A 24520-nucleotide genomic window follows, 5' to 3' on the forward strand; every position below is an offset into this window, starting at 1 on the left:
GGGTTACGCGGGTGAGAAACGCGGGATACGTGGTAGCTGCGTAGCGGAACCAATCAAGATCCGCTCGGCGAAAGGTGCCGCAGTGTCGCAAGACGCCCCCAATCCGTCACAACACCACCCCAAAGGGTCCCTGCCGGGCACGGAGGCCGGCCTGCCCGGACCTCAGCGCCGGGGGACCGACTGGGTGGTCTTCGGGGTGACCGCGGCGCTGACCCTCTCCTTCGTCCTGTGGGGAGCCTTCGGCACCGACTCGCTGGAGAGCGTGTCGGGCAACCTGCTCGGGGAGCTGATCCACACCTGCGGCTGGGCGTTCGTCCTGGCCGCCTCCGGCTTCGTGATCTTCGCCCTCTGGCTGGCGATCAGCCGCTACGGCCGGATCCACCTCGGCTCGGAGCACGAGAAGCCCGAGTTCCGCACGGTGTCCTGGGTCGCGATGATGTTCAGCGCGGGCATGGGCATCGGCCTGATGTTCTGGGGCGTGAGCGAGCCGCTGGCCCACTACGTCGACGCGCCGCCCGGGACCCGCCCCGGCAGTTCCGGCGAGCGGATGTCGAACGCCATGGCGACCACGCTCTTCCACTGGACGCTGCACCCGTGGGCGATCTACGCGGTGGTGGGTCTGGGCATCGCCTACAGCACCTTCCGCAAGAAGCGCCGTCAGACCATCAGTTCCGTCTTCACCCCGCTGATCGGCCGCCGGCACGCCGAGGGCGCGGTCGGCCGGATCATCGACATCCTGGCCATCGTCGCCACCGTGTTCGGCTCCGCGGCCTCGCTCGGCCTGGGCACCCTGCAGATCGGTTCCGGTCTGGAGGAGGTCGACTGGCTGGGCACGGCCGGCACCGGTCTGCTGGTCGCCATCATCGCCGTGCTGACCCTGGCGTTCGTCGCCTCGGCGGTCTCGGGGGTGGAGCGGGGCATCCAGTGGCTGTCCAACACCAACATGGTGCTGGCGCTGCTGCTGGCGGTGTTCGTGTTCGTGGTGGGGCCGACGATCGTCATCCTCGACCTCCTGCCCACCTCGTTCTTCGCCTACATCGGCGAGCTGCCGCAGCTGGCCGGGCGCACCGAGATCAGCGGCGGCCCGACCGTCGACGCGTGGCTGTCGAGCTGGACGGTCTTCTACTGGGCCTGGTGGATCTCCTGGACGCCCTTCGTCGGCATGTTCATCGCCCGGATCAGCCGCGGGCGCACCATCCGCCAGTTCATCGGCGGTGTGATCCTGGTCCCCAGCACGGTGAGCCTGCTCTGGTTCGCGATCTTCGGCGGCACGGCCATGCGGCTCCAGGAGCGGGGCGCGCTCGACGACGCGACCACGGTCGAGGGCCGGCTCTTCGCGGTGCTGCGGGAGTACCCGATGGCCACGGTCACCTCGCTGCTGGTGATGATCCTGGTCTCCATCTTCTTCGTCTCCGGTGCGGACGCGGCCTCGATCGTGATGGGCACGCTCTCCCAGCGCGGCGCGCTGGAGCCGCAGAAGTCGGTGGTGATCTTCTGGGGCGTGGTCACCGGCGCGGTCGCCGCGATCATGCTGCTGGTCGGCAGCGGCAAGGGGGACGCGCTCACCGGCCTGCAGAACCTGACGATCCTCGCGGCGGCGCCGTTCGTCCTGGTGATGATCGGGATCTGTGTGGCCCTGATGCGGGACCTGCGCCGCGACCCGCTGATGCTGCGGGAGGAAGCGGCCAACGAGGCGCTGGAGGACGCGGTCGTGCAGGGCTACCGCAAGTTCGACGGGGACTTCGAGCTCCAGGTCCGGCCCGCGCAGGGCACCGGCCCCTCCTCCGGCTCCACCGTCGCCGAGGACTCCCCCCTGTGACCCGGGCGCCCGCGGGCCCCCTCCCGACGACCGAACGTGAGGCAACGATGCTGACCACCGACTTCGTCCCCGGCTCACCGAACTGGGTCGACCTGGGCACGCCCGACATCAACGTGGCGATGACCTTCTACGGCGGCCTGTTCGGCTGGCAGTTCCGCTCGGCCGGTCCGGAGGCGGGGGGCTACGGCTTCTTCACCTCCGGCGGACGCACCGTGGCCGGCGGCATGGAGCTTCCCGCCGACACGGCGCCGCCGTCGTGGACGGTCTACTTCCGCTCGGACGACCCGGACGCCACCGCGCGGGCGGTCCGGGAGGCCCAGGGCTCGGTCGTCATGGAGCCGGACGACGTGATGGACAAGGGCCGGATGGCGGTCTTCACCGACCCGATGGGCGCGTGGTTCGGCGTCTGGAGCCCCGGGACGCTGGCGGGGCTGGACGTCACCGGGGAGAACGGCGCGCTGTGCTGGGTGGAGCTGCACACCACGGACGTGGCGGGGGCGGCGGGCTTCTACCACTCGGCGCTGGGCTGGGAGACCTCGGCGGTGTCCTTCCCGGGCGGCTCGTACACCGCCGTCACCCCGGTGGGCACCGGGGAGGACGGGGCGTTCGGCGGCTACGTCGGAGCGGCGGGCGACAAGGTGGAGGGCGGGGCGCACTGGCTCCCGTACTTCGCCGTGGCCGACGTGGACGCCGTCACCGGCCGGGCCCGCGAGCGGGGCGGCGAGGTCCGGGTGGAGCCGGTCGACATCCCGGGGGTCGGGCGCATGGCCCACCTCGTCGACCCGCACGGAGCCCGCTTCGCGGTCCTGCGCCCGGACCCCTCGCAGAGCTGACTCCGTCCCGCGTCCGCCCGTGCCGCTCCGGCGGCGCGGGTGCTCCGGCGGCGCGGGCGGGCGCGGGCGTCTCAGGCCTTCCTGGCGCGGCTCGGCTGCACCCGCTTCGGCTCACCCGGCATCTTCGGGTACTCCGGCGGGTACGGCAGGTCGCCGAGCCCGTGCTCCGCCTCGTCGCGGCGGGCGAGGTCGAGCAGCGGCTGGAGGGAGAAGGCGTGCTCCTCCATGTCCGCGTGGACGTCGCCGAGCTCGGCGTACCGGGCGGCCATGGTGCGGATGTCGAAGTCCTCGGGGCGGGCCTCCCCCACCTCCTCCCAGCGCAGCGGCGCCGAGACCGGGGCGTGCGGGCGCGGCCGGACGGAGTACGCGGAGGCGATGGTCCGGTCCCGTGCCGTCTGGTTGTAGTCGACGAAGATCTTCTCGCCCCGCTCCTCCTTCCACCACTTGGTGGTGACCCGCTCCGGCATCCGCCGCTCCAGCTCCCGGCCGGCCGCGATCGCCGCGCGCCGCACCTCGGTGAAGGTCCACCGCGGCTCGATCGGCACGAAGACGTGGACGCCGCGGCCGCCGGAGGTCTTGGGCCAGCCGCGCACGCCGTGCTCCTCCAGGACCGCGCGGAGTTCGTGGGCCGCGGCGACGGCGTCCTCGTACCCGGTGCCGGGCTGCGGGTCGAGGTCCAGGCGCAGTTCGTCCGGCCGGTCGACGTCGGCCCGCCGCACCGGCCACGGGTGGAAGGTGATGGTGTTGAACTGCACGGCCCAGACCACGGCGGCGATCTCGGTCGGGCACATCTCGTCGGCGCTGCGGCCGCTGGGGAAGGTGATGTGCGCGGTGGGGATCCAGTCGGGGTGGTTCTTCGGGACCCGCTTCTGGAAGAACCACTCCCCCTCGACGCCGTCGGGGAAGCGCTGGAGGGTGGTGGGCCGCTCGCGCAGGGCGCGCACGACGCCCGGACCGACGGCGAGGTAGTACTCGGCCAGGTCCCGCTTGGTGTAGCCCTTCTCCGGGAAGAGCACCTTGTCCGGGTGGGACAGGCGCACCTTCCGTCCTCCGGCGTCCAGTTCCACGGCGTCGTCACCCATGTGTGCCACGGTAGGCGTGCCCCGGGCGGCGCGCACACCCAGAATCGACCCCATGGACCTGCCGGTGATGCCGCCCGTGAAGCCGATGCTCGCCAAGTCGGTGGCGAAGATCCCCGAGGGGATGCACTACGAGGCCAAGTGGGACGGCTTCCGCGCACTCGTGTTCCGCGACGGCGGGGAACTCGAGCTCGGCAGCCGGACGACCAAACCGCTCACCCGCTACTTCCCCGAGCTGGTGGCCGCCCTCGAGGAGCGGCTGCCGGACCGCTGCGTGGTGGACGGGGAGATCGTGATCGCCCGGGAGGGGCGGCTGGACTTCGACGCGCTGACCGAACGCATCCATCCGGCGGACTCCCGGGTCCGCATGCTGGCCGAGCGCACCCCGGCCTCGTTCGTCGCCTTCGACCTGCTCGCGCTGGACGACGAGTCGCTGACCGATCGGCCGCTGACGGACCGGCGGGCGCTGCTGGAGCGGATGCTGCACCGTGTGGAGCCGCCGGTGCACCTGGCGCCCGCGACGGAGGACATCGAGGTGGCGCGGCAGTGGTTCGAGCGGTTCGAGGGCGCCGGGCTGGACGGGGTGGTGGCCAAGCCGCCGACGCTGCGGTACCGGCCGGACGAGCGCGCCATGTTCAAGATCAAGCACGAGCGGACCGCCGACGTGGTGGTGGCCGGCTACCGGCTGCACAAGAGCGGGCCGGTGGTCGGCTCGCTGCTCCTGGGCCTGCACGACGACCAGGGGGTGCTCCAGCACGTGGGGGTGTGCGCCGCGTTCACCATGAAGCGGCGGGCGGAGCTGGTGGAGGAGCTGGAGCCGCTGCGCCTGGAGGACGTGACGGGGCACCCGTGGGCGGCGTGGGGCGACGCGGCGGCGCACGAGACGGCCCGGCTGCCGGGGGCGCCGAGCCGCTGGTCGGGGAAGAAGGACCTGTCGTGGGTGCCGCTGCGGCCCGACCTGGTGGCCGAGGTGGCGTACGACCACATGGAGAACGGGGCGCGGTTCCGGCACACCGCGCGTTTCCGCCGCTGGCGTCCGGACCGCACCCCGGGGAGCTGCACCTTCGCCCAGCTGGAGGAGCCGGTGCGCTACGACCTGGCCGAGGTGCTGGGCATGGAGTGAGGGGCCGTCAGGGGTTGATGACCACCTTGACGGCGCCGTCGCGCTTCTTCTGGAACATGTCGTACGCCTCGGGGGCCTCGGAGAGCGGCACGTGGTGGGTGGCGAAGTCGTCGACGCCCAGCGGGTCGCCGTCGGTGAGCAGCGGCAGGATGTCGTCCGTCCAGCGCCGGACGTTGGCCTGGCCCATTCGCAGCTGGATCTGCTTGTCGAACAGGGTCAGCATCGGCATGGGGTCGGCCATGCCGCCGTAGACGCCCGAGAGCGAGATGGTGCCGCCGCGGCGCACCATCTCGATGGCGGTGTACAGCGCCGCCAGCCGGTCGATGCTGAACCGCTCGGCGAGCGGGCCGCTGATCTTGTTGGGCAGCAGCGCGGTGGCGTTCTGGGCCAGCCGGGCGACGGCGCTGCCGTGCGCCTCGGTGCCGACCGCGTCGACGACCGAGTCCGGGCCGCGTCCGCCGGTGGCGTCCCGGACGGCGGCGACCAGTTCCTTCTCGCTGTCGAAGTCGCGCAGGTCGTAGGTCTCGACGCCGCGGTCCCGCGCCCGGCGCAGCCGGTCGCCGACCAGGTCGACGCCGATGACCCGCTCCGCGCCCCGGTGCAGGGCGATCCGGCAGGCCATGTCCCCGATCGGGCCGAGGCCGAGGACGGCCAGGGTGCCGCCCGGCGGGACGGACGCGTACTCGACGGCCTGCCAGGCGGTCGGCAGCACGTCGGAGAGGTAGACGTAGCGGTCGTCCGGCGGCCCCTCGGGCACCTTGATCGGCCCGAAGTGCGCCTGCGGGACGCGCAGGTACTCCGCCTGGCCGCCGGGAACGGCGCCGTAGAGGCGGGTGTAGCCGAACAGCTGGGCGCCCATGCCCTCACCGGTGACCTGGGTCGTCTCGCACTGGGTGTAGAGGCCCTGGCCGCACATCCAGCAACTGCCGCAGGAGATCTGGAAGGGCACCACCACACGGTCCCCGGGCGACAGGTTGGTCACCCCCGGCCCCACTTCCTCGACGATGCCCATCGGCTCGTGGCCGAGGATGTCACCGGGGGTCATGAAGGGGGTGAGGACCTCGTAGAGGTGCAGGTCGGAGCCGCACAGTCCGGTGGAGGTGATCCGGACGACGGCATCGGTCGGTTCCTCGATCGTCGGGTCGGGGACGGTCTCCACCCGGACGTCCCGCTTGCCCTGCCAGGTCACTGCCTTCATCGCGTGCGACTCCCTGCTTCGGCGTGCTCTCGTCCGTGCGACGGGTACCCGGACGGCCTACACGAAACCGGCCGTACCGGCACGGGTCGCCCACCGGAGGTGCGGTGGAGGGCGCGCCGGGGTAAGGCCCTGACGGACCGGCTCAGGCATATGGACCGATGATCGGTGGGCGGTGGGGCGCGATGGGCACGAGGTGCACGAGGGGCACACCGGCAGCCGGGAGAGCGACGGGTACCGGGCGAGCGACAGGGCCCGGTAAAACGAGAGCACTGCTCGCCTCCGCGATCGCCGCTCTCGTCGTGGCGTCGGGCTGCACCGGCGGCCCCTTCGATCCGGAGGGCTCCGAGACCACCTCGCCCGCCTCGGCCCGCCCGCCCGACGAGGTGCTGGCCGTCAAGATCGACAACGTGCTCCCGGCGCGCCCGCAGACCGGGCTGGCCCAGGCCGACGTCGTCTACGCCGAGCGGGTGGAGGCGGGCCTCAGCAGGCTGATGGCGCTCTACGCGACCAGGCTCCCCGAGGCGGTCGGCCCGGTGCGCAGCGCCCGGGAGACCGACCTGCGGCTGCTGCGGCAGTTCAACGAGCCGGTGCTGGCCTACTCGGGGTCGCAGAGCCGGCTGCGGCCCCTGATCGAGTCGGCGCCCCTGCGGGCGGAGTCCCCGGGCAACCGGCCGGAGGCCTGGTACCGCGACGACGCGCGCCCGGCGCCGCACAACCTGTACCTGCGGCCGCGCCGCCTGGTGGACGGGCCCGCGGGGCGGGAGGCGCTGACCGCCGCGGGCTTCCGCGAGGGACCCGCCCCGGCGGGCGGCGACCCGGAGGAGCGTCGCACCGTCACCTTCCCCTCCGCGCGCTTCGCCTTCACCTGGTCCGCGGAGCGGGGCGGGTGGCTGGTGGAGACCGACGGCCGCCCCACGACGGACGGCGGCGTGCAGCTGGCCCCGCCCACCGTGATCGTGCAGTACGTGACGGTGCGGGCGTCCGGCTTCCAGGACCGGGGCGGCAACAACACGCCCTTCAGCGAGACGGTGGGCACCGGGACCGCGGACCTGCTGCGGGACGGCAAGGTGTGGAAGGCGCGCTGGCAGCGCGCCACGGAGGCCGACGGCACCCGGTTCACCACGGAGGGCGGCGCGCCGGTGAACACGGGCGACGGGCAGGTGTGGGTGGTGCTGGCGGAGCGGTGAGGGGGCGTCCCCGGCCGAGCGGTGAGCGGGTGTCGCCGGCCGGGCGGGGCGCGAGTGTTCCCCGGCCGGGCGGAACAGGGGTTGAGCCGGCCGACGGAACGCGGGGGCGCCGGCCGGGCGGAGCGCGCGTCCCCAGGTGTCCCCGGCCCCGGGCAGGCGCCGCCCGGGGATACGGGCCGGGCCGCCACCGGCCGTGCACCGACCGCCGGCGGCCCGGGTGTCGCCGCTCGGACCGTGTCGCCGCTCGGGCCGTGTCACCGTCCCCGCGGCGGGGGCCTCACCGCAGCAGGCGGGTCGGGACCGCGTCCGCGAGCGCCCGGTATCCGGCCGGGTTGAGGTGGAGGTGGTCCCCGGTGTCGTAGGCGGGCAGCAGCCTGGTGGGCGCCTCAGGGTCGCGGACCGCGCGGTCGAAGTCGACGACGGCGTCGAACACCCCGCTGTGCCGGATCCAGTCGTTGACCCGCTGCCGGGCCCGCTCGCGGTGGCCGGCCGGGTCGTCGTACATCTCGTTGCCGCCGAGGGGCGTGAGGGTGGCGCCGTAGACGGCGAGGCCCTGGGCGTGGGACCGCTCGACGATCTGGCGGTAGGCGGCGATCAGGTCGTCGGCGGTGGCCTGCTGGGCGGAGGCGGTGGCCTCGGCGGTGCCCAGGTCGTTGACGCCCTCGAACACCAGCACCCACCGGGCGCCGCTGCGCACCAGGACGTCGCGGTCGAGGCGTGCGAGCACGTTGGGGCCGAGGCCGTCGCGCAGCACGCGGTTGCCGCCCGCGCCCTCGTTCAGGACGGCCACCTGGTCGGTGGCGGGCGAGCGGAGCAGACGGCGGTGGAGCTGGTCGGTCCAGCGGTCGTTGCCGTTCGTGGTGGAGCCCCGGCCGTCGGTGAGCGAGTCCCCGATCACCACCAGCCCGGCGGCGCGCGGGGTGTCCACCAGGGTCTCCACCCCGCTGAGGAAGTACCAGTGGTCGGTGCGGGTGGCGCCCGGCAGGTCGGCGGCGGTGGTGTGGTCGCCCCGCAGCAGGTGCGAGGTGGTGCGGGAGCCGGGGTGCGAGGTCACCGACGAGGAGGACTGGCCGTCGGCGAGGTAGACCGTCACGGTGAGGTTGGTCCCGGCCGGCACCTCCATGTCCACCGGGTCGGAGACCACCTGGGCGCCCGTCGGCACCACGGTCGCGGCCCGCCCGGCAAAGGTGACCTGCCGTGCGGTGCCGGGCTCGATCGCCGGGACGCCCGCCGCGCCGCCGGACGGCAGCGCCACCGAGACCCGGGTCAGCGGGAGTTCGGCCCCGCCGAAGGCGTTCGAGAAGCGCAGCCGCAGCTTCTCGCCCGCCACGGTGGTGCGGACGGTCTGCCGCAGGGTGCTGTCCTTCAGGACCGACTCGCCGTCCGTGAAGGGCGCCGGCGGCATGTTGTGCGGCTCGGTGAGCTGGGGCATGGAGACCCAGGTGTCCACCCAGCGGTCACCGCCGGGGCCGACGCCGGGCTCGCGGCCGCGGTCGGCGTCCGCCCCCGGAGCGCCGGTCGCGGTGGCCGCCACGGTCACCATGACCACCACCGAGGCGACCGCTGCGGTGCGGAGCAGGGCCCCGGCACGGAGCCGGAGCCGGGACCGCACGGCCACGCGGCTCCATCTTTCGCGAAACGAGGACGAGGACGGCATGGGGCTCCCTCACGATGCGCGGCTCCGCGCCCCACGCCGTGGTGCCGGACCGGCGGGGGACGCCTGTTCGAAACTTTCGGCACGTACGCGAAAGTTTCCGCGACGGAAGCTACGGAGGACGGCCCCGGGCGTCAACACCGCGGACAAAATTGACCGTTGGGACGACAGAGCGGCCGCCCGGACCAGGCGAACCCACGGAAGAAGGTCCCGAAAGTTTCGGAGGGCCGGAGCCGCTCCGCCGGTCAGCCCTGGCCAGGCTGCCGGAGTGTCTCCGCGGCCTCGGAGACCCTGCGGATGAGGCCGACGAAGAGGTCCTGCTCCTCGGCGCTCAGCGGGGCGAGCAGCACCTGGTTCATCCGCGCCGCACGGACCGCGAGCCGGCGGTGGAGGCGCGCGCCCTCGTCGGTGAGGCGCAGCAGGTAGCGGCGCCCGTCCTGCGGGTCGCGGACCTTGTCGAGGAGGCCGCGGCGGGTGAGCCGGCCGACCACCTCGGCGACCGTTGAGCGGTCCAGCGACACCCGCTCCCCCACCGTGCGCTGGTCGAGGCCGGGCTCGGCCGTCACGGCGCTCAGCACCGCGAACTGCGGGGAGGTGATCTCCTCGGAGACCATGGTGTTCCAGAGCAGGGTGTGGGCCTGCTGCAGACGCCGGGCGAGGTGCCCGGGATGGGTGGTGACGTCCACCGCGGCCATGCGCTCTCCCGTGGGTGCCGTTTTTCGTTGGTGCACTGAACAATACCCACTCGGCCGCAACCGCGCCGCCTCTCCGCCCCGAACACCACCCCCCTGTTTCCCTGGCAATCGGCAACGTCTTGACTCCCGGGCGGCAGCGGTGAAAGCGTGTACCCGCCCCGCCGAGATCATCAGTGCACTGACTGATTGCCTGATTGCTCCGGTCCGGCCGGGTCGTGACCGCGGTGGGCGCGGTCCGAAGGGGTGTGCCGGCCTCTTCGGCCCGTCTCCCGCCCGACGAAGGCCTCGCGAGCGAAGGCCGACCGAACGAAGGAGAGTCGCCGCCACCATGGCCCTCACCCAGCACGACATCGACAAGGAGATCGCCGCCGAGCGCGAGGCCTACGAGCAGCGCGTCGCGGACGGCGCTCCGGTGCAGCACCACCCGGACCGCGGGTACGCCCCGTACCGCTCCTCGGTGCTGCGGCACCCCAAGCAGCCGCCGGTCAACATCGACGTCACCAAGGACCCGGAGCTGGTGGAGCTCTCCTCCCCCGCCTGGGGCGAGCGGGACATCACCGAGATCGACAACGACCTGACCCGCCAGCACCGCGGCGAGCCGGTCGGCGAGCGCATCACCGTCGAGGGCCGGCTGCTGGACCGCGACGGCCGCCCGGTCCGCGGCCAGCTCGTCGAGATCTGGCAGGCCAACTCGGCCGGACGGTACGCCCACCAGCGCGAGCAGCACGACGCCCCGCTGGACCCGAACTTCACCGGCGCCGGCCGCACCATCACCGACGCCGACGGGTTCTACCGGTTCACCACCATCCAGCCGGGCCCGTACCCGTGGCGCAACCACACCAACGCCTGGCGGCCGGCGCACATCCACTTCTCTGTGTTCGGCCGGTCGTTCACCCAGCGCCTGGTCACCCAGATGTACTTCCCGAACGACCCGCTGTTCCCGTACGACCCCATCCTGCACGCGGTGACCGACCAGGCCGCCCGGGAACGCCTGGTCGCCCGCTACGACCACAGCCTCTCGGTGCCGGAGTTCTCCCTCGGCTACCGCTGGGACATCGTGCTCGACGGCCCGAGCGCCACCTGGATGGAAGAAGGACGCTGACCGCCATGACCGACATCGCCACGCAGGACACCACCGGCGGCGAGGCCGTGCTCCCGACGCCCTCGCAGACCGTCGGCCCCTTCTACGGCTACGCGCTGCCCATCCCGGACGGCGGGAACATCGCCCCCGTCGGCCACCCGGACACCGTCACGGTGCACGGCTACGTCTACGACGGCGAGGGCAACCCGCTGCCGGACGCGCTGGTCGAGCTCTGGGGCCCCGCCCCGGACGGTTCCGTGCCGACGGCGACCGGCTCGATGCGCCGCGACCCGGCCTCCGGCGGCTTCCTCGGCCGCAACGGGCTGGAGTTCACCGGCTGGGGCCGGATCCAGACGGACGCCGACGGCCACTGGGTGGCCCGCACCCTGCGCCCCGGCGCGCGCGGCGGCAACGCCCCCTACATCGCGGTGTGCGTGTTCGCCCGCGGCCTGCTGATGCACCTGTACACCCGGATCTACCTGGCGGGCGACGACGCGGCGCTCGCCGCCGACCCGGTGCTGCGGCAGGTTCCGGACGACCGGCGCTCCACGCTGATCGCCGAGGAGCAGGCCCCGGCGACGTACCGTTTCGACATCCGCCTGCAGGGCGAGAACGAAACGGTCTTCCTGGAGTACCAGTGACATCGCTGCACCACCCCGCGCCCGACGCCGGTCTGCTCTCCCCCGGGCGGGCCGGCTCCCCCGCGGCCGAGGCGACCGGCGACGCCGCCTTCCTGGCGGCGCTGCTGGAGGCCGAGGCCGCGCTGACCCGCGCCCAGGCGTCCCTCGGGCTGGTGCCCGCGGAGGCCGCCGCCGCGGTCGCCGAGGCGGCGGTCCCCGACCGGTTCGACCTGGTGGACCTCGCCCGGCGGGCCGCGTCCGGCGGCAACCCGGTCATCCCGCTGGTCGCCGACCTCACGGCGGCCGTCGGGCCGGAGCACGGGCCGTACGTGCACCGGGGCGCCACCAGCCAGGACATCATGGACACCGCCGCCATGCTGGTGGCCGCCCGCACCGTCGACCTGGTCCTCGCCGACCTGGACCGCACCGAGGGCGCGCTCGCCCGGCTGGCCGCGGCCCACCGCGACACCCCGATGCCGGGGCGGACCCTCTCCCAGCACGCCGTGCCGACCACCTTCGGGCTGAAGGCCGCCGGGTGGCGTTCGCTGGTGCTGGACGCCCGGGACCGGCTGCGGACCGTCCGTGCCGCGCTCCCCGTGCAACTCGGCGGCGCTGCGGGCACGTTGGCCGCGTTCGCGGCGTACGGGGCGGAGGATCCGCGGGAGTTGGTCGCCGCCTACGCCCGCGAACTGGGCCTCGCGGAGCCCGTGCTGCCCTGGCACACGCTGCGCACGCCGGTCGCCGACCTCGCCGGGGCGCTGGCGCTCACCACCGGCGCCCTCGGGAAGATCGCCGCCGACGTCCTGGCACTGGCCCGCACCGAGATCGCCGAACTCGCCGAGCCGACCGGCGGCGGATCCTCCGCGATGCCGCACAAGGCGAACCCGGTACGGTCCACCCTGATCGCCTCGGCGGCCCGCCGCGCCCCGCAGCTCGCCGCCACCCTCTTCGGCTCCCTGGTCGCCGAGGACGAGCGTCCGGCCGGCGCCTGGCACGCCGAGTGGGAGCCGCTGCGCGACCTGCTGCGCCTGGCCGGCTCGGCCGCCCACCAGGCCGCCGGACTGGCCGAGGGGCTGCGGGTGGACGCCGCCGCGATGCGCGCGCATCTGGGCGTCACCCACGGCCTGATCGTCTCCGAGCGGCTCTCCATCGAGCTGGCTCCCGTGCTGGGCCGGTCCCGGGCCAAGGAACTGCTCACCGAGGCCGCGCGGCGGGCCTACGCCGAAGGGCTGCCGCTGCTCGACGTCCTCTCCTCGGAACCCGAGTTGAGGAATCTCGACCTGGCGTCGGCGACCGACCCGGCCGACTACACGGGGTCCGCCGCCGCCCTCACCGACCGTGCTCTGGAGCGACGTTGACCGAGAAGCCGCTGAACCACCGTGCCGAGGGCCCCGCTTCGGGCGAACCGCTGCTGCTGGGGCCCTCGCTGGGCACCTCCCTGGCCCTGTGGGACGCCGTCGCCCCCGAACTGGCGGCGACCCACCGGGTGATCCGCTGGGACCTGCCCGGACACGGTGCCTCCCCGGCCGACCGGATCGGTCCGGGTGCCACCGTCGCCGACCTGGCGGGGCTGGTGCTGGAGCTCGCCGACGGCCTGGGCGTGGAGCGGTTCGCCTACGCGGGCGTGTCGCTGGGCGGGGCGGTCGGCCTGCACCTGGCGATCCACCACCCCGAGCGGGTCTCGTCGCTGGCCGTCATCTGCTCCTCCGCCCACTTCAACGGCGCCCGGCCCTGGGAGGAGCGGGCGGCCACGGTCCGCCGGGGCGGGCGGGCCGCGATGGAGGAGCTCGCCGGATCGGCCGACGCGCGCTGGTTCACGCCCGGTTTCACGGTGCGGCGGCTGGTCGAGGACCACCGGGCCGCCGACCCCGGCGCGTACGCCGCCTGTTGCGACGCGCTGGCCGCGTTCGACGTGCGGGAGCTGCTCGGGTCGGTGCGGGTGCCGACGCTGCTGATCGCCGGGCGGGACGACCCGGCGACGCCGCCGGCCCACCTGCGGGAGATCGCGGACGTGGTGCCGGGGGCGACGCTCACGGAGATCCCGGGCGCCTCGCACCTCGCCCCGGCGGAGCGGCCGGAGGCCGTGCTGGCGGCGCTGCGGGGGCACCTCACCGGGTTCGCCCGGCGGGGCATCGCGGTGCGGCGCGAGGTGCTGGGCGACGCCCACGTCGACCGGGCGCAGGCCCGGCAGACGCCGTTCACCGCGCGGTTCCAGGACTTCATCTCGCGGTACGCCTGGGGCGAGATCTGGACCGACCCCACGCTCTCGCGGCGGGAGCGGTCCATGGTGACGCTCACGGCACTGGTGGCGCACGGGCACCTCGACGAGCTGGGGATGCACGTGCGGGCGGCTCGGCGGAACGGGTTGTCGGCCGACGAGATCGGGGCGGTCCTCCTCCAGGCCGGCGTGTACCTCGGCGTGCCCGCCGCCAACTCCGCCTTCGCCGTCGCCCAACGCGTCCTCGCCGAGGACGACACCGCCTGACCCCGCCCTCGCGGTGCCCCCGCCGTCCTGCGGACCGGGCGCGGGGGCACAGGCTCAGGTCGTGGTGGTCAGGTGCTGGAGGGCCGTGCGGGCGCGGTGGGAGAGGGCGTCGGCGCCGCAGGAGTCGGCGAGGGTGAGCCCCCGCCGCAGTTCGGCGACGGAACCGGACAGCTCCCCGTACTCCACCCGCGCCGCCGCGTGCTCGTACTGGCACGGTGACTCCTCGAGCAGCTTCGCGGCCCGCGCCGCGAGCTCCACCGCCCGGGGCCGCGGCGCGAGCGCCGCCTCGCACCGCAGCGCCTCCCCGATCGCCGTCCACGTGCCGAACCGCTCCGCGCCCGCCCGCACCGTCGCCGCCAGCTCCCGCGCCCGTTCCGGGTCCCGGTCGGCCAGCGCCCGCGCCAGGTCGGCGGCCCAGGGGGCGACGAGGTGGTTCCGGTGGCCCCGCTCGGCGGCGGTGCGCCCCGCCGCCTCGAGTTCCTCGACGGCCTCGTCCACGCGCCCGGCCGCCAGCAGCAGCCGGCCGCGGATGGACCGGGCGTCCGGCAGCAGGATCGTCGACGGGTACGGCGTCCCGAACCGGTAGCGCTCGGCGACCTCCATCGCCTCGTCGTGGTGCCCGCGCGCGATCAGCGTGTCGATCAGGTTGCAGAACGCCGTCCAGTGCAGCGGCAGCCGGTACCCCACCCGGTCGGCGAGCCGCAGCGACTCGCGCAGGGTGGACTCCGCCTCCCGCAGCCGTCCCCGGCGGCGCAGGGCGAGTCCGAGGTAGCCGTAGGAGAGCGAGACGTGGCCGCCGCTCCAGCCGGCCGTCTCGTACTCGCGGACCGCCTCGGAGAAGAGCGCCTCGGCGCGGTCCAGGCGGTCGGTGTAGGCGTAGATGGCGGCGATCATCAGCGGCAGTTCGAAGCCCCAGTCGCTGTCGGTCCAGCTCAGGCCTGGAGCGAGCCGGCCGTTGACGAGGGCGCGGTCGCAGATGGCCACGACCTCGTCGGCGTCGCCGCCGTGCATGAGGACGTCGAAGCCGTGCAGGATCAGCAGGGCGCGCTCGGAGTTGTCGCGGCCGGTGCAGGCGGCGGCGAGTTCGGCCAGGTGCTGGGAGCGGCCGGGCGAGTCGACCTCGGCGGCGTGGATGCCCTGCCAGAGGAACTGGCATGCCTGGAGCCGCAGTCGGGCGGGTCCCTGGGCGTGCCGGCCGGCCTCCGCCTCGACGGTCCGGACGGCCTCGCCGACCTGGTCGTTGTGGAGCAGCGCCTGGGAGAGCCGGACCACCGCGTCGACGCGCTGGCCGACGTCGAGTCCGGGCAGGGCGAGCGCGTCGCGCAGGTGGGCGATGGTGACGGCGGGCGCGGTGAGCAGGGTGGCGCAGCCGAGTTCGTAGAGGACCCGGGGGTGGACCTCGGGGCTCGGGGGCTCCATGAGGGCGCGTTCCAGGCAGGCGCGGGCGGCCACGGGCGCGCCGACGGCGAGGTGGGCGCGGGCCGCCTCGCGGAGCTGCTCGACGACCTCCTGGTCGTCGTCGGGGTGGACCTGGAGGAGGTGCCGGGAGGCGGCGGCCGCGCCGCGGCCGGAGTCGGTGACGATGCGGGCGGCGATGCCGTGCATGGCGGTGCGCAGGCTGTCCGGGATCGAGTTGTAGACGGCGGACTCGATGAGCGGGTGGGTGAACTCCAGCTCGCCGTCACCGGCCTGCTGGTTGAGCGGGTCGGGAGTGGTGAGGATGCGGGCCTCGCAGAGGATGCGGGCGCAGCGCCCGGCGGCGGCCGGGGTGAGCGTGGCGAGCCGGGCGACCAGGTCGACGGTGATGCCTGCGCCGAGGATGGCCGCGGCCCAGGCGAAGCGCGTGGCCTCGATGCCGAGTTTGTCGAGGCGGGAGACGAGGCCGCCGCCGCGGGCGGCGCGGTTGAGGTCGCGCAGTTCGTGGGCGGACGCCTCGACGGGCTCCATGTCGCAGTCGCGGACCTTGGCGAGGAGTTCGACGGTCTCGTACGGGTTGCCTCCGGTGACGGCCCACACCTCGCGGCAGAACGGGTCGTCCGCGTGTTCGCCGATCGTGGCCCGGGTGAGCCCGGCGGTGGCCTGCGGGGTGAGCAGCTGGAGGGAGGTGACCGAGCCGGCGACGTCGACGATCCGGTCGAGGTAGGCGGCCCGTTCGCCGCTCGTGCCGCCCGGGCGGCTGGCCACCAGGACGAGGACGGAGGTGTCCTCCAGGCGCCGGCCGAGCTCGGCCAGCCAGCGGAGGGTCTCCAGGTCGGCCCAGTGGGCGTCGTCGACCAGCAGCACCAGCGGGTACTCGCGGCGGGCCAGCCGGCGCAGGACGGTGACCAGGCCGTCGCAGACCGAGCCGGGGTCGGGCTGCCCGATGCCGGGTTCGGCGAGGCCGAGGGCGGGGCCGGCGATGTCGTGCCAGTCGCCGAGGTATTCGCGGGCCTCCTCGGGGAGGAGTCCGAGCAGCGCGGGCTGCAGGAGCTGGCGCACCACGTTGTACGGGACCGACCGCAGGGTCTCCCCGCCGCGTGCCGACCAGACGGTGCAGCCGCGGAGTTCGGCGATGCGGTGGGCCCGGGCGAGCAAGGTCGTCTTGCCGAGGCCGGCGTCGCCCCGCAGGACGAGGAAGCGCCCGGCGGGGGCGTGCCCGGTGCACAGGGCGTCGACGGCCTGTTCGATCGCGGCGACCTCGTCGTCACGTTCCCAGAGCGAGGCCGCACCGGGCCTTTCCTCCGTCAATTCCGACCCCTCCCCAGGTCACACGGACGACGTATGTGGTCCGAGCCTAGCCCGCCGCGCGCCGGACGGCGGTCAGCTCCGCGGGAAGTGTCGCCGGGCGGGACGCCCGGCGCGCGCGGAGCCGGCGCCGTCCCGCCGGGCGGGTGCGGGACCGAGTATCGTCTCTTCGCCGACCCTCCGGTTCCTTCTTCACGCCTGCCCCATACCTTTGTCGCATGACGCAGGCTATTCCTCCCGGGTGGTACCCGGATCCCGGGCACACGAGTGACGGCCCCCGCGGCGTGCGCTGGTGGGACGGCGGGGCGTGGACGCAGCACATCCTGCCCGCGGGCGTGCCGGTGCCGCCGGGGCCTCCCGCGGCCGACGCCTCGGCACAGGCGATCGCGGCCCACCCCACCCTGGCGGGGCCGGACTTCACGGTTCCGGCCTATCCGGCCTACCAGGGCTACCCGGTCCACGGCGCCCCGCCGGCTCCGCGGCGCCGGCGGGGCGCGCTGGTCGCCGGGATCGTCGCCGCGGTCGTGGTGGTGGCCGGCGGGACGGCCGGAGCCGTGCTGGTGCTGAACCAGACGGACGGGGACCGGTCCTCGGCGTCCGCTCCGGAGGAGCCGGGCGGTCCGGGCGACGACGGCGTGCCCGGCGAGGAGGGCGCGCCGGGGAGCTCCGAGGAGATCACCGACGGGCCGGTGCCGGACCCGGCGAACGGCATCAGCCTGCCGCTGCCGGACGGCTGGACGGGCTCCGCGCACGAGGCGGGCGCGCAGATCGGCTTCGACGAGACCTACCCCTGCCCCGGTGCGCCTTCCAAGGACTGCACCCCGGGCGGCGCCTACTCGCTGGGGGCGGAGGGCCTGGGGCTGGACGGTTCGGCGCGGGAGGTGGCGCTCGCCGACATCGCCGCCAACATGGAGGACTCCTACGGCGGCGACACCTACGGCTCCATCACCTCGCACAAGGAGCTGGACGCCGGTCCGGTGACGGTGGCCGGGCAGAAGGGCTACCGGGTCCGCTGGTCGGCGGTGACCGAGAAGGGCGCCGACGGGATCGTGGAGTCGGTGGCGTTCCCGTCCCCGGCCGACCCCGGGCGCATGGTGGTGGTCCGGTTCGGCATCGACGCGGGCGAGGACCTGTCGGTGATCGACGAGGTCGTCGACGGCATCGAGGAGTCGGAGCTGGGGGCCGCGCCGGGTACCGGCAAGGAGGTCTGACGGGCGTCGGAGGGGCCGGTCCGGTGCGCGGGAGCACGGAACCGGCCCCTTGGCGCGTCCGGGAGCCGCCGCGCCGCGGCACATGGCCGCGCGGACGCCCGAACCCCCCGGCGCGGGTGCTGGGGCGGTCTGCCGCGGGTGCGGGGAGCGGGCCGGGTTCAGTCCGCGTCGTGCGCGGCCGGGGACACCAGCGACAGGTGCCCCCGGGTCCGCCCCTGACGGACCGGCCAGACGGCCCGCGGGTCCGGCTCCGGTTCCGGCGCGGGTTCGGGCAGGACCAGCGTCATCCGCTCGTACCCGAGTTCCGCGAGGGCGGAGGGCGTCTCCACCACCAGACGGCACTCGAGCACCGTCCCCTGGCGCCCGGGGCACATCAACGGCCGCAGCGCGCCGTCGTGTTCGCGGGCGGCACGCTCCCCCACCAGGTGGGTCCAGTGCGGGAGTCCCTGCCGGTAGGCGGCCTCCATCAGGGGGTCCTCGGCGATCTCCCGGCGGACCGCCTGGAGCACCGGGTCGTCCGCGTGCCGCTCGCTGAGGAAGGCGAAGCGGGCGAGGGCGGGCAGGCACCACCGGACCTCGCGGTCGGCCAGGACCAGGCCGGCGTCGGGGTGGAAGAGCACGAAGCGCAGGAAGTTGTCGCCGGGCATGGCGGTGGGGTGCGGCCCGACCGGACGGAACAGCTCGGCGAACGCCGTGTTGGCGAGCACCACGTCCCAGCGACGGTCCAGCAGCACCGAGGGGAACGCCACGCCCTCGAGGAGGGCGGCGTAGTCCCGCAGGTAGGCGTCGTCGGGACCGGGCCGCGGTTCCGGGCGCCGGCCTCCAGCCCGAGCTGTCATCGGGAGGTCCCCCTCTCGGCTCCGGCCCCGTCGGCGCCCCGATCCTTGCCGTCGGGAGCAGCGCGTGTCAACCATTGTGGCATTTCAGGGGTGTTGACGGCTGGATCCGGCCACAGTTGTGGCGGAACCTGGAGGGTCGCGTGGTGCCCGGCTAGTCTCACCAGGTCCGGACGGACAGGACGCGGGAGAGATCGCGGTGGCTGGTGACATGGAGGACCGGGGCGTCGGGGACGCCGCCCCGCTGCGGGCGGTGACGGCCCGGGTGTCCTCGCTGGCCGACCGCCTCGGGGTGCCGCGCGGCGAGGTCTTCGACGTGGCGCGGCTGTCCGCGGCGTCGGGGGTCCCCGAGGGCACGGTGAAGACGCTGCTGAGCGGCCGGGCGGGCGGGGAGCGCGACGTGCAGACCCGTTTCCTGCACCGGCTGGACCTGCTGCGCCGCACCCGCCTCAGGCCGGACGGCCGCCGCTACACCCAGCGCGAGATAGCCGACGGCGCGGGCATGTCCCGCCAGCAGGCCGGCGCCCTGCTCAACGGCGACCGGCGGCCCACCATGGAGCACTGCGACGCCCTGCAGCGGTTCTTCGGCGTGCACGCGGGCTTCCTGACCGCCGAGGACCCGGAGGCGCTGGCCGACGCACTGCAGTGCACCGAACGCGAGCTGCTGCGGCGCCTGGCCGACCGCGAGGGCCGGGAGCCCGCGCCGCCTCCCGCCGCTCCGCCCGCCGCTCCGGCCGCCGCTGTGTCGGCCACCGCGGGCGACGGGACGGAGGTGGGCGAGGACGCCCTGGAGCGCCTGCTGCGCGACCACGGTGTGCGCGGCATCGCCTGGCGGGCGGCGCAGCTCCCCACCGACCAGCACCGGGACAAGGTCGCCGAGTGGCTGGACATGCTGCTGGAGAGCGTCCGACGGCCGGGGCCGTGACCTTGGGCGTGATCAGGATGCTGCGCACCCGCAGGGAGATGGCCCGCCTGTGCGACGCGCTGCTGGCCGGCCTGAGCGTTCCGGCCGCCGCCGGACCGGAGGAGACCCACCGGGCGCTCTGCTCGGTGATGAGCGGGCTGCGGGGCCGTCCGGTGCGCTTCCGCACGGCGGTGTTCCCGCCGGGCACGGCCAGCGGCCTGTGGATCGACCTCGCCGACCAGGACGTCGTGGTGGTCGAGGAACGCACCGCGCCGGGGCACCAGTTGGTGATCCTGGGGCACGAGCTGTGGCACATGGCGGCCGGTCACCGGGGCGGCCCGGGAGACGGGGCGCAGGTCGCCGCGCGGACCCGGTTCGACCGGCACGAGGAGGCGGAGGCGGAGCGTTTCGGCCTGTTGCTGGCGAGCCGGTTCCGCGCGTGGACGCCGGCCCCGCCGCCGGTTCCCGGGCCGCCGGTTCCCGGGCCGGGGGCCCCGGCCGCCCACGACCGGTCGTTGCCCGACGGGCTGGTGGGCCGGATCGAGGCGTCCCTGGGCGGTGCGGGCGGCGCGTCCGGGCGCGGGGCGGGCGGCCGGTGAACGACGCCGGCTACTACGTCCCCGCCCTGGCGCTGGCCGTGCCCCTGGTGCTCAAGGGCCGCAGCGCGGCCTCCTGGCGGGACCCGCTGGTGCGGTCGGTGTGCGCGCTGCTGCTGCTCACGGCCCTGGCGTTCGCCTTCGCCGCGCCGCCCACCGTCGTCGCCGTCAACCGGCTGACCGGGGTTCCCAACGCCTCGGCGCCGCTGGTGTACGCGCTGCTCACCGCCGTCTGCGCGGCCGGCCTGGTGCTGATCGTCAGCTGGCGCGGCGGTCCTCCGGGTGAGGCCCGCCGGCTCATCGTCCGCTGCACGGCCGGTGCCGGCGCGGTGATCGCCGTGCTGGTGGTGCTGTTCGCGCTGGGCGACGCCCCGGTGGAGCGGCTGCGGGACTTCGACACGTACTACGCGACGACGCCGTTCCTGCGCGAGATGGTGGTGCTGTACCTGCTGTCGCTGCTGACGGCGGGGGTGGCGATGAACGTGCTGTGCCTGCGCTGGCGGCGCCGGGTGGGCGGCCGGCCGCTGCGGTCGTCGCTGCTGCTGATCGCCCTGGGCTTCGGTTTCTGCGCGCTGTACTCGGTCGCCAAACTGCTCGCGGTGGCGGCGCGTTGGGCGGGCGGGAACCTCGACGGACTCAGCACCAGGGGGGCGCCGGCGCTGGCCGCGCTGGGCGGGGTGCTGTGCGCGGCGGGCTTCTCGCTGCCGCTGCTGTGGTCGTTGCCGACCCGGCTGCTGGGCGACGTCTGGTCGGCGTGGCGTTCCTACCACGCGCTCACCCCGCTGTGGCGGGAGCTGCGTCCGGTGTGCGCCGCCGGTGAGGAGGCCCGGGCCGCCGTGCGGGTGGGGTGGTGGTCGCCGCCGTCGCTGCGGGCGGTGCGGCGGCAGGCCGAGATCCACGACGCGCTGCTGGTGCTGTGCCCGCACTTCGACCCGGCGGTGCGCGAACGGGCCCGTGCCGCGGCGGTGGCGTCGGGGGCGGGGGCGGAACGGGCCGGGGCGCAGGCCGACGCGGTGATGGTGCTGGTCGCGGTCCGGGCCCACGGGGCGGCGTGGCACGCGGACACCGCCGGTCCGGGTACGGCCGGGCCGCCCGCCGAGGGCCCGGAGGACCTGGTGCGGCTCTCCCGGGCGTTGCGCGCGCTGCGGGCGTGACGCGCTGTCAGTGGTGCGCGGCAGGCTGGTGGGGAGGATCCGCCGACCGGCCGAGGAGATGCCGAGGATGACCACCACCACCGTGCCGACCGACCGTGAACGCCGGGCCGCGCAGGCCTATCTGCGGCTGCTGGGCGCGGTCCGGGCCGCGTTCGCCCAGGCGGGAGGGCCGGCGCCGGTTCCGCCCGCGGTGCTCGAGGAGGCCGACCGGGCGCTCCGCGAGGCCGGACTGGCGGGCAACGAGGAGGCGTTCCTCCGGCGGGTGGGCCGTTAGGGCGCCTCGGGCGGATCGTGCACGTGGGTCGCGTGCCGCGCGGGGCGGTGCGGGAGCGGCGGCGGGCGCACGACACGCGGTAGGGCGTTCCGTAACACACGCGTAGCAGTGACGCGTCCCACGAAGCTCTATGATCGGCCCAACACCACCGCAGTGCCCCTGGGTTCTCTCCCGGCGGTTCGGTGTCCCTGCGTCCATGTCCCGGCCGGTCCGGCGGCTTCGCCGTGCCCGCACACCCGAAAGGCGGCCTGAATGATCTCTCGCGTACGCGTCTGGCTCAACCGCACGTACGCGGAGAACGTGTTCTTCATGGACCAGTTGCGGAGAAACCCGCAGGACCGGGCGGTGGAGATCCACGCGACCCACGGGGACCCGGATTCGCCGGTGCCGGCCGCCGCCGACACGGCGGCGATGGAGCCGGAGGGCCTCTCCCCCGCCGCGTACGTCGAGTTCGCGCTGGACCAGTGCGCGCGGCGCGGCATCGACGTGTTCGTGCCGCGGCTGCACCAGGAGGCGATCGTCGGGCACCGCGCCGAGTTCGCGGCCCTGGGCACGGCGCTGCTGGCGCCGACGGCCGAGGGGGTGGCCGCCTTCCAGGACAAGGCGACCGCGTACGAGCGGGTCGCCGCGCTGGGCGTGCCGGTGCCTCCGTGGTTCCGGGTGCGCACGGCGGACGAACTGGTCGTCGCCGTCGAGAAGCTGGAGGCCGACGGGCACGAGGCCTGCTTCAAGCCGGCCGCCGGCGCGGGCGGGGTGGGGTTCCGGATCGTCACTCGGGAGCCGTTCTCGACGGACCAGTTGAACGGCTTCCCGAGTCCCCGCGTCCCGCTCGACATGGTGCTGGGGGCGCTGCGGGCCTCCGGTGACGAGGTCAACTGGCTGGTGATGCCGCGGCTGGAGGAGCCCGAGGTCTCGGTGGACTGCCTCACCGGCACGGACGACCGCGTCCGGATGGCGGTGGGCCGCACGAAGAACGGGCGGCGGCGGGGCTTCACCCTGGACGAGCGGTGGATCGCCCCGGCGCGGCTGGTGGCCGGGCGGTTCGGGCTGCACCACCTGGCGAACGTCCAGTTCCGGATGTTCCGCGGGGAACCGGTTCTCCTGGACGTCAACACCCGTGCGGCCGGGGGACTCCACCAGCTGTCGCTGTGCGGCCTGAACGCCCCCTGGGCCGCGGTCCGGCTGGCGCTGGGCGAGGACCCCGGCGATCTGGAACCGCCGTTCCTGGGCGCGGACTACGCCGTGGTGGCGGGCCCGCAACGGCTGCGGCCCGCGGGCGCGCCGTGGGACGAGGAGGAGCTCCCGGCGGCCCTGCGCACCGTTCCGGCCCAGTCCGCCTCCCCGGAGACCGGGGCCGCGACGGCCTCCTCCGCCTCGGCGGCGGCGGGCGCGCCCGCCTGACGGAGAAGCCCGCAAAAAATAATTTCCCGAAGGTGTATCAGAAGGTGTCCGGCGCGCTCTTAACGGTGCGGGGGATGGGGCGGGCGCCGCGCCCGGGGGGAGTGCGGCACCCGCCCCACCATGAAGCCGGGGGCCCCGGGTCTCACCTGAGAAAGGCGAGACCCGGGTGGGCTTCGCGGTATCCGTCCAGGAGCCTGCGCGCGACGGTGACCGAGTCGACCAGCGGATGCAGCGCGAACGCCTTGAGCGCCGCCGCCCGCGACCGGGTCTCCGCCGCGGCGATCACCTCGCGCTCCACCGCCTTCACCGTGGTCACCAGACCGGCCGCGTGGCCGGGCAGCGGCGCGGCGGGCTCCGGGTGGGCGCCGTTCGCGTCCACCCGGCAGGGCACCTCGACGACGGCGTCCTCGTCCAGGCCGGGCAGGGCGCCCCGGTTGCGGACGTCGAGGATGAGCGTGGCCCGTTCGTCCCGGGCGATGGCCCGCATCAGCGCCAGCGCCACCTTCTCGTAGCCGCCGGAGAGGTCCTCCTCCTCACGCTCCCCCGCCCCCGCCGTGTCGCGGTTCTCCGCCATGTAGGTGGCCTCGCGTTCGGCCAGGGTGCGGTTCCACAGGTCCAGCGCGGGCGCCCCCGGGCGGCCCGCCTCCGCATAGAAGCGGGCCTGCTGGTCGCGCAGGAACACGCCGCGGGTCCGCTCGGCCTCCTGGTAGGCGCGGACCGTCTCGCGGTTGAAGTAGTAGTAGTGCAGGTACTCGTTGGGGACGGCACCGAGCGCCCGCAGCCAGTCCGCGCCGAACAGGCGGCCCTCCTCGAACGATCCGAGCAGGTCCGGGTCGTCCAGCAGCCGGGGCAGCAGGTCCTGGCCGTCGACGCGCAGGCCGCGGACCCAGCCGAGGTGGTTGAGCCCGGCGTAGTCGACGAAGGTCCGCTCCGGGTCGGCGCCGAGCACCCGGGCGAGCCGGCGGCCGAGGCCCACCGGGGAGTCGCAGATGCCGATCACCCGGTCGCCGAGCGTGCGGGACATCGCCTCGGTGACCAGTCCGGCCGGGTTGGTGAAGTTGATGACCCAGGCGTCCGGGGCGTGGCGCCGGACCTCCCGGGCCAGGGCGACCGCCACGGGCACGGTGCGCAGGCCGTAGGCGACGCCGCCGGCTCCCACCGTCTCCTGCCCCAGGACGCCCTCGGCCAGGGCCACGCGTTCGTCGGCGGCCCGGCCGTCCAGGCCTCCGACGCGGATCGCCGAGAAGACGAAGTCCGCGCCGGACAGGGCCTCGGCCAGGTCGGTCGTGGCCACCACCTCCGGCGCGTCGGCGACTCCCTCGGCCTGCTCGGCCAGCACCCGGACCACGGCGGCGAGCCGCCGCCCGTCCACGTCGTGCAGCGCCACCCGGGTGATCCGCCCGGGTCCCCGGTCGGCCAGCAGCGCCCCGTACACGAGCGGCACCCGGAAACCGCCCCCACCAACGATCGTGAGCCTCATCCCGCCAACCTAACGCGGTCGGCGGACGGGGACGGGCCCGAGGGACCCTGAGGGACGCGGTGTGGGCCCCCGCGAGGACGGGAACCCCTCACGGGGTGACCGGCGGCACCGCCCTGACCTGCGGGGAGGCGTGCGGGGCAGCGTCGCCGCATGGCCCGCGGCCCGG

21 protein-coding genes are annotated in these 24520 nt (G+C 74.8%); 14 read left to right on the forward strand and 7 right to left on the reverse strand.

All coding sequences use genetic code 11. From position 1 onward, the window contains the following. Positions 1 to 82 precede the first annotated feature (82 nt). Both ACWD3O_RS18720 and ACWD3O_RS18725 read left to right on the forward strand, forming a co-directional pair. The gene (locus ACWD3O_RS18720; RefSeq protein WP_451408642.1) at positions 83 to 1819 is read left to right on the forward strand and encodes a BCCT family transporter; all 1737 of its coding nucleotides are present in this window, start codon (positions 83 to 85) and stop codon (positions 1817 to 1819) included. Positions 1820 to 1866: 47 nt separating this feature from the next. Beyond that, complete coding sequence (locus ACWD3O_RS18725) at positions 1867 to 2652, forward strand: VOC family protein (RefSeq protein WP_451416615.1); 786 nt, start codon at positions 1867 to 1869, stop codon at positions 2650 to 2652. Positions 2653 to 2723: 71 nt separating this feature from the next. Here the strand turns inward: ACWD3O_RS18725 and ligD are convergent, their stop codons facing one another. Further along, complete coding sequence (gene ligD / locus ACWD3O_RS18730) at positions 2724 to 3734, reverse strand: non-homologous end-joining DNA ligase (RefSeq protein WP_451416616.1); 1011 nt, start codon at positions 3732 to 3734, stop codon at positions 2724 to 2726. A gap of 52 nt (positions 3735 to 3786) precedes the next feature. Here ligD and ACWD3O_RS18735 point away from each other — a divergent pair, with 52 nt between their 5' ends. Beyond that, positions 3787 to 4854, forward strand: coding sequence for an ATP-dependent DNA ligase (locus tag ACWD3O_RS18735; RefSeq protein ID WP_451416617.1), 1068 nt, complete (start codon positions 3787 to 3789; stop codon positions 4852 to 4854). A gap of 7 nt (positions 4855 to 4861) precedes the next feature. Here the strand turns inward: ACWD3O_RS18735 and ACWD3O_RS18740 are convergent, their stop codons facing one another. After that, positions 4862 to 6052: a zinc-dependent alcohol dehydrogenase gene (locus ACWD3O_RS18740; RefSeq protein WP_356138754.1), complete on the reverse strand. Its 1191-nt coding sequence runs from the start codon at positions 6050 to 6052 to the stop codon at positions 4862 to 4864. A gap of 182 nt (positions 6053 to 6234) precedes the next feature. Here ACWD3O_RS18740 and ACWD3O_RS18745 point away from each other — a divergent pair, with 182 nt between their 5' ends. Then, entirely contained in the window at positions 6235 to 7239 is a 1005-nt protein-coding gene (locus tag ACWD3O_RS18745; RefSeq protein ID WP_451416736.1) for a DUF3048 domain-containing protein, read from the forward strand. A 277-nt stretch (positions 7240 to 7516) separates the two neighbouring features. Here the strand turns inward: ACWD3O_RS18745 and ACWD3O_RS18750 are convergent, their stop codons facing one another. Both ACWD3O_RS18750 and ACWD3O_RS18755 read right to left on the reverse strand, forming a co-directional pair. Continuing rightward, entirely contained in the window at positions 7517 to 8818 is a 1302-nt protein-coding gene (locus ACWD3O_RS18750; RefSeq protein WP_451416737.1) for an SGNH/GDSL hydrolase family protein, read from the reverse strand. A gap of 320 nt (positions 8819 to 9138) precedes the next feature. Continuing rightward, the gene (locus ACWD3O_RS18755; RefSeq protein WP_451416618.1) at positions 9139 to 9588 is read right to left on the reverse strand and encodes a MarR family winged helix-turn-helix transcriptional regulator; all 450 of its coding nucleotides are present in this window, start codon (positions 9586 to 9588) and stop codon (positions 9139 to 9141) included. Positions 9589 to 9916: 328 nt separating this feature from the next. On the opposite strand from ACWD3O_RS18755, the gene pcaH reads away from it, so the two are divergent. The 4 genes from pcaH to pcaDC are packed head-to-tail and all read left to right on the forward strand — an operon-like array spanning position 9917 to position 13774. Continuing rightward, entirely contained in the window at positions 9917 to 10690 is a 774-nt protein-coding gene (gene pcaH / locus ACWD3O_RS18760; protein WP_451408648.1) for a protocatechuate 3,4-dioxygenase subunit beta, read from the forward strand. Positions 10691 to 10695: 5 nt separating this feature from the next. Continuing rightward, positions 10696 to 11310, forward strand: a complete 615-nt coding sequence (gene pcaG / locus ACWD3O_RS18765; protein WP_451408649.1) for a protocatechuate 3,4-dioxygenase subunit alpha — start codon at positions 10696 to 10698, stop codon at positions 11308 to 11310. Between the two features lie 5 nt (positions 11311 to 11315). After that, positions 11316 to 12647, forward strand: coding sequence for a 3-carboxy-cis,cis-muconate cycloisomerase (gene pcaB / locus ACWD3O_RS18770; RefSeq protein WP_451416738.1), 1332 nt, complete (start codon positions 11316 to 11318; stop codon positions 12645 to 12647). Further along, entirely contained in the window at positions 12644 to 13774 is a 1131-nt protein-coding gene (gene pcaDC / locus ACWD3O_RS18775; protein WP_451416619.1) for a bifunctional 3-oxoadipate enol-lactonase/4-carboxymuconolactone decarboxylase PcaDC, read from the forward strand. The genes pcaB and pcaDC overlap by 4 nt, the downstream gene beginning before the upstream one ends. A gap of 54 nt (positions 13775 to 13828) precedes the next feature. Here pcaDC and ACWD3O_RS18780 read toward each other — a convergent pair whose 3' ends face one another. Next, on the reverse strand, positions 13829 to 16501 hold the full coding sequence (locus ACWD3O_RS18780) for an ATP-binding protein (protein WP_451416620.1): 2673 nt from the start codon (positions 16499 to 16501) through the stop codon (positions 13829 to 13831). A gap of 215 nt (positions 16502 to 16716) precedes the next feature. Between ACWD3O_RS18780 and ACWD3O_RS18785 the strand changes: the two genes are divergently transcribed. Beyond that, positions 16717 to 17709 (forward strand): DUF2510 domain-containing protein, encoded by a 993-nt coding sequence (locus ACWD3O_RS18785; protein WP_451408652.1) that lies wholly within the window; start codon positions 16717 to 16719, stop codon positions 17707 to 17709. Positions 17710 to 17867: 158 nt separating this feature from the next. Here ACWD3O_RS18785 and ACWD3O_RS18790 read toward each other — a convergent pair whose 3' ends face one another. Further along, entirely contained in the window at positions 17868 to 18548 is a 681-nt protein-coding gene (locus ACWD3O_RS18790) for an MmyB family transcriptional regulator (RefSeq protein ID WP_451416621.1), read from the reverse strand. A 208-nt stretch (positions 18549 to 18756) separates the two neighbouring features. Here ACWD3O_RS18790 and ACWD3O_RS18795 point away from each other — a divergent pair, with 208 nt between their 5' ends. The 5 genes from ACWD3O_RS18795 (at position 18757) to ACWD3O_RS18815 (ending at position 22874) form a co-directional block, all read left to right on the forward strand. Next, positions 18757 to 19470, forward strand: coding sequence for a helix-turn-helix domain-containing protein (locus ACWD3O_RS18795; RefSeq protein WP_451416739.1), 714 nt, complete (start codon positions 18757 to 18759; stop codon positions 19468 to 19470). Between the two features lie 38 nt (positions 19471 to 19508). Then, complete coding sequence (locus ACWD3O_RS18800; protein WP_451416740.1) at positions 19509 to 20048, forward strand: toxin-antitoxin system, toxin component; 540 nt, start codon at positions 19509 to 19511, stop codon at positions 20046 to 20048. Continuing rightward, the gene (locus ACWD3O_RS18805) at positions 20045 to 21199 is read left to right on the forward strand and encodes an MAB_1171c family putative transporter (protein WP_451416622.1); all 1155 of its coding nucleotides are present in this window, start codon (positions 20045 to 20047) and stop codon (positions 21197 to 21199) included. Before ACWD3O_RS18800 ends, ACWD3O_RS18805 begins: the two co-directional genes overlap by 4 nt. A 67-nt stretch (positions 21200 to 21266) precedes the next feature. Then, complete coding sequence (locus ACWD3O_RS18810; protein ID WP_451416623.1) at positions 21267 to 21473, forward strand: hypothetical protein; 207 nt, start codon at positions 21267 to 21269, stop codon at positions 21471 to 21473. 252 nt (positions 21474 to 21725) lie between these two features. Continuing rightward, positions 21726 to 22874, forward strand: a complete 1149-nt coding sequence (locus tag ACWD3O_RS18815) for an ATP-grasp domain-containing protein (protein WP_451416624.1) — start codon at positions 21726 to 21728, stop codon at positions 22872 to 22874. Positions 22875 to 23016: 142 nt separating this feature from the next. On the opposite strand, the gene ACWD3O_RS18820 is transcribed toward ACWD3O_RS18815, so the two are convergent. Continuing rightward, positions 23017 to 24354 carry a 6-phospho-beta-glucosidase gene (locus ACWD3O_RS18820; protein ID WP_451408657.1) on the reverse strand — a complete coding sequence of 446 codons (1338 nt, stop codon included), beginning with the start codon at positions 24352 to 24354 and terminating at the stop codon, positions 23017 to 23019. Positions 24355 to 24520 lie beyond the last annotated feature (166 nt).

Source organism: Streptomyces sp. NPDC002640 (genome assembly GCF_053592575.1).

Excerpts from the sequence above, each read along its gene's own strand:
- ACWD3O_RS18735 (WP_451416617.1), top strand. The coding sequence starts at position 3,787 with ATGGACCTGCCGGTGATGCCGCCCGTGAAGCCGATGCTCGCCAAGTCG.
- ACWD3O_RS18810 (WP_451416623.1), top strand. The coding sequence starts at position 21,267 with ATGACCACCACCACCGTGCCGACCGACCGTGAACGCCGGGCCGCGCAG.
- ACWD3O_RS18740 (WP_356138754.1), bottom strand. The coding sequence starts at position 6,052 with ATGAAGGCAGTGACCTGGCAGGGCAAGCGGGACGTCCGGGTGGAGACC.
- ACWD3O_RS18745 (WP_451416736.1), top strand. The coding sequence starts at position 6,235 with ATGGGCACGAGGTGCACGAGGGGCACACCGGCAGCCGGGAGAGCGACG.
- pcaG (WP_451408649.1), top strand. The coding sequence starts at position 10,696 with ATGACCGACATCGCCACGCAGGACACCACCGGCGGCGAGGCCGTGCTC.
- ACWD3O_RS18795 (WP_451416739.1), top strand. The coding sequence starts at position 18,757 with ATGGAGGACCGGGGCGTCGGGGACGCCGCCCCGCTGCGGGCGGTGACG.
- ACWD3O_RS18755 (WP_451416618.1), bottom strand. The coding sequence starts at position 9,588 with ATGGCCGCGGTGGACGTCACCACCCATCCCGGGCACCTCGCCCGGCGT.
- ACWD3O_RS18725 (WP_451416615.1), top strand. The coding sequence starts at position 1,867 with ATGCTGACCACCGACTTCGTCCCCGGCTCACCGAACTGGGTCGACCTG.
- ACWD3O_RS18800 (WP_451416740.1), top strand. The coding sequence starts at position 19,509 with ATGGCCCGCCTGTGCGACGCGCTGCTGGCCGGCCTGAGCGTTCCGGCC.
- ACWD3O_RS18820 (WP_451408657.1), bottom strand. The coding sequence starts at position 24,354 with ATGAGGCTCACGATCGTTGGTGGGGGCGGTTTCCGGGTGCCGCTCGTG.
- ACWD3O_RS18815 (WP_451416624.1), top strand. The coding sequence starts at position 21,726 with ATGATCTCTCGCGTACGCGTCTGGCTCAACCGCACGTACGCGGAGAAC.
- ligD (WP_451416616.1), bottom strand. The coding sequence starts at position 3,734 with ATGGGTGACGACGCCGTGGAACTGGACGCCGGAGGACGGAAGGTGCGC.
- ACWD3O_RS18790 (WP_451416621.1), bottom strand. The coding sequence starts at position 18,548 with ATGACAGCTCGGGCTGGAGGCCGGCGCCCGGAACCGCGGCCCGGTCCC.
- ACWD3O_RS18785 (WP_451408652.1), top strand. The coding sequence starts at position 16,717 with ATGACGCAGGCTATTCCTCCCGGGTGGTACCCGGATCCCGGGCACACG.
- pcaH (WP_451408648.1), top strand. The coding sequence starts at position 9,917 with ATGGCCCTCACCCAGCACGACATCGACAAGGAGATCGCCGCCGAGCGC.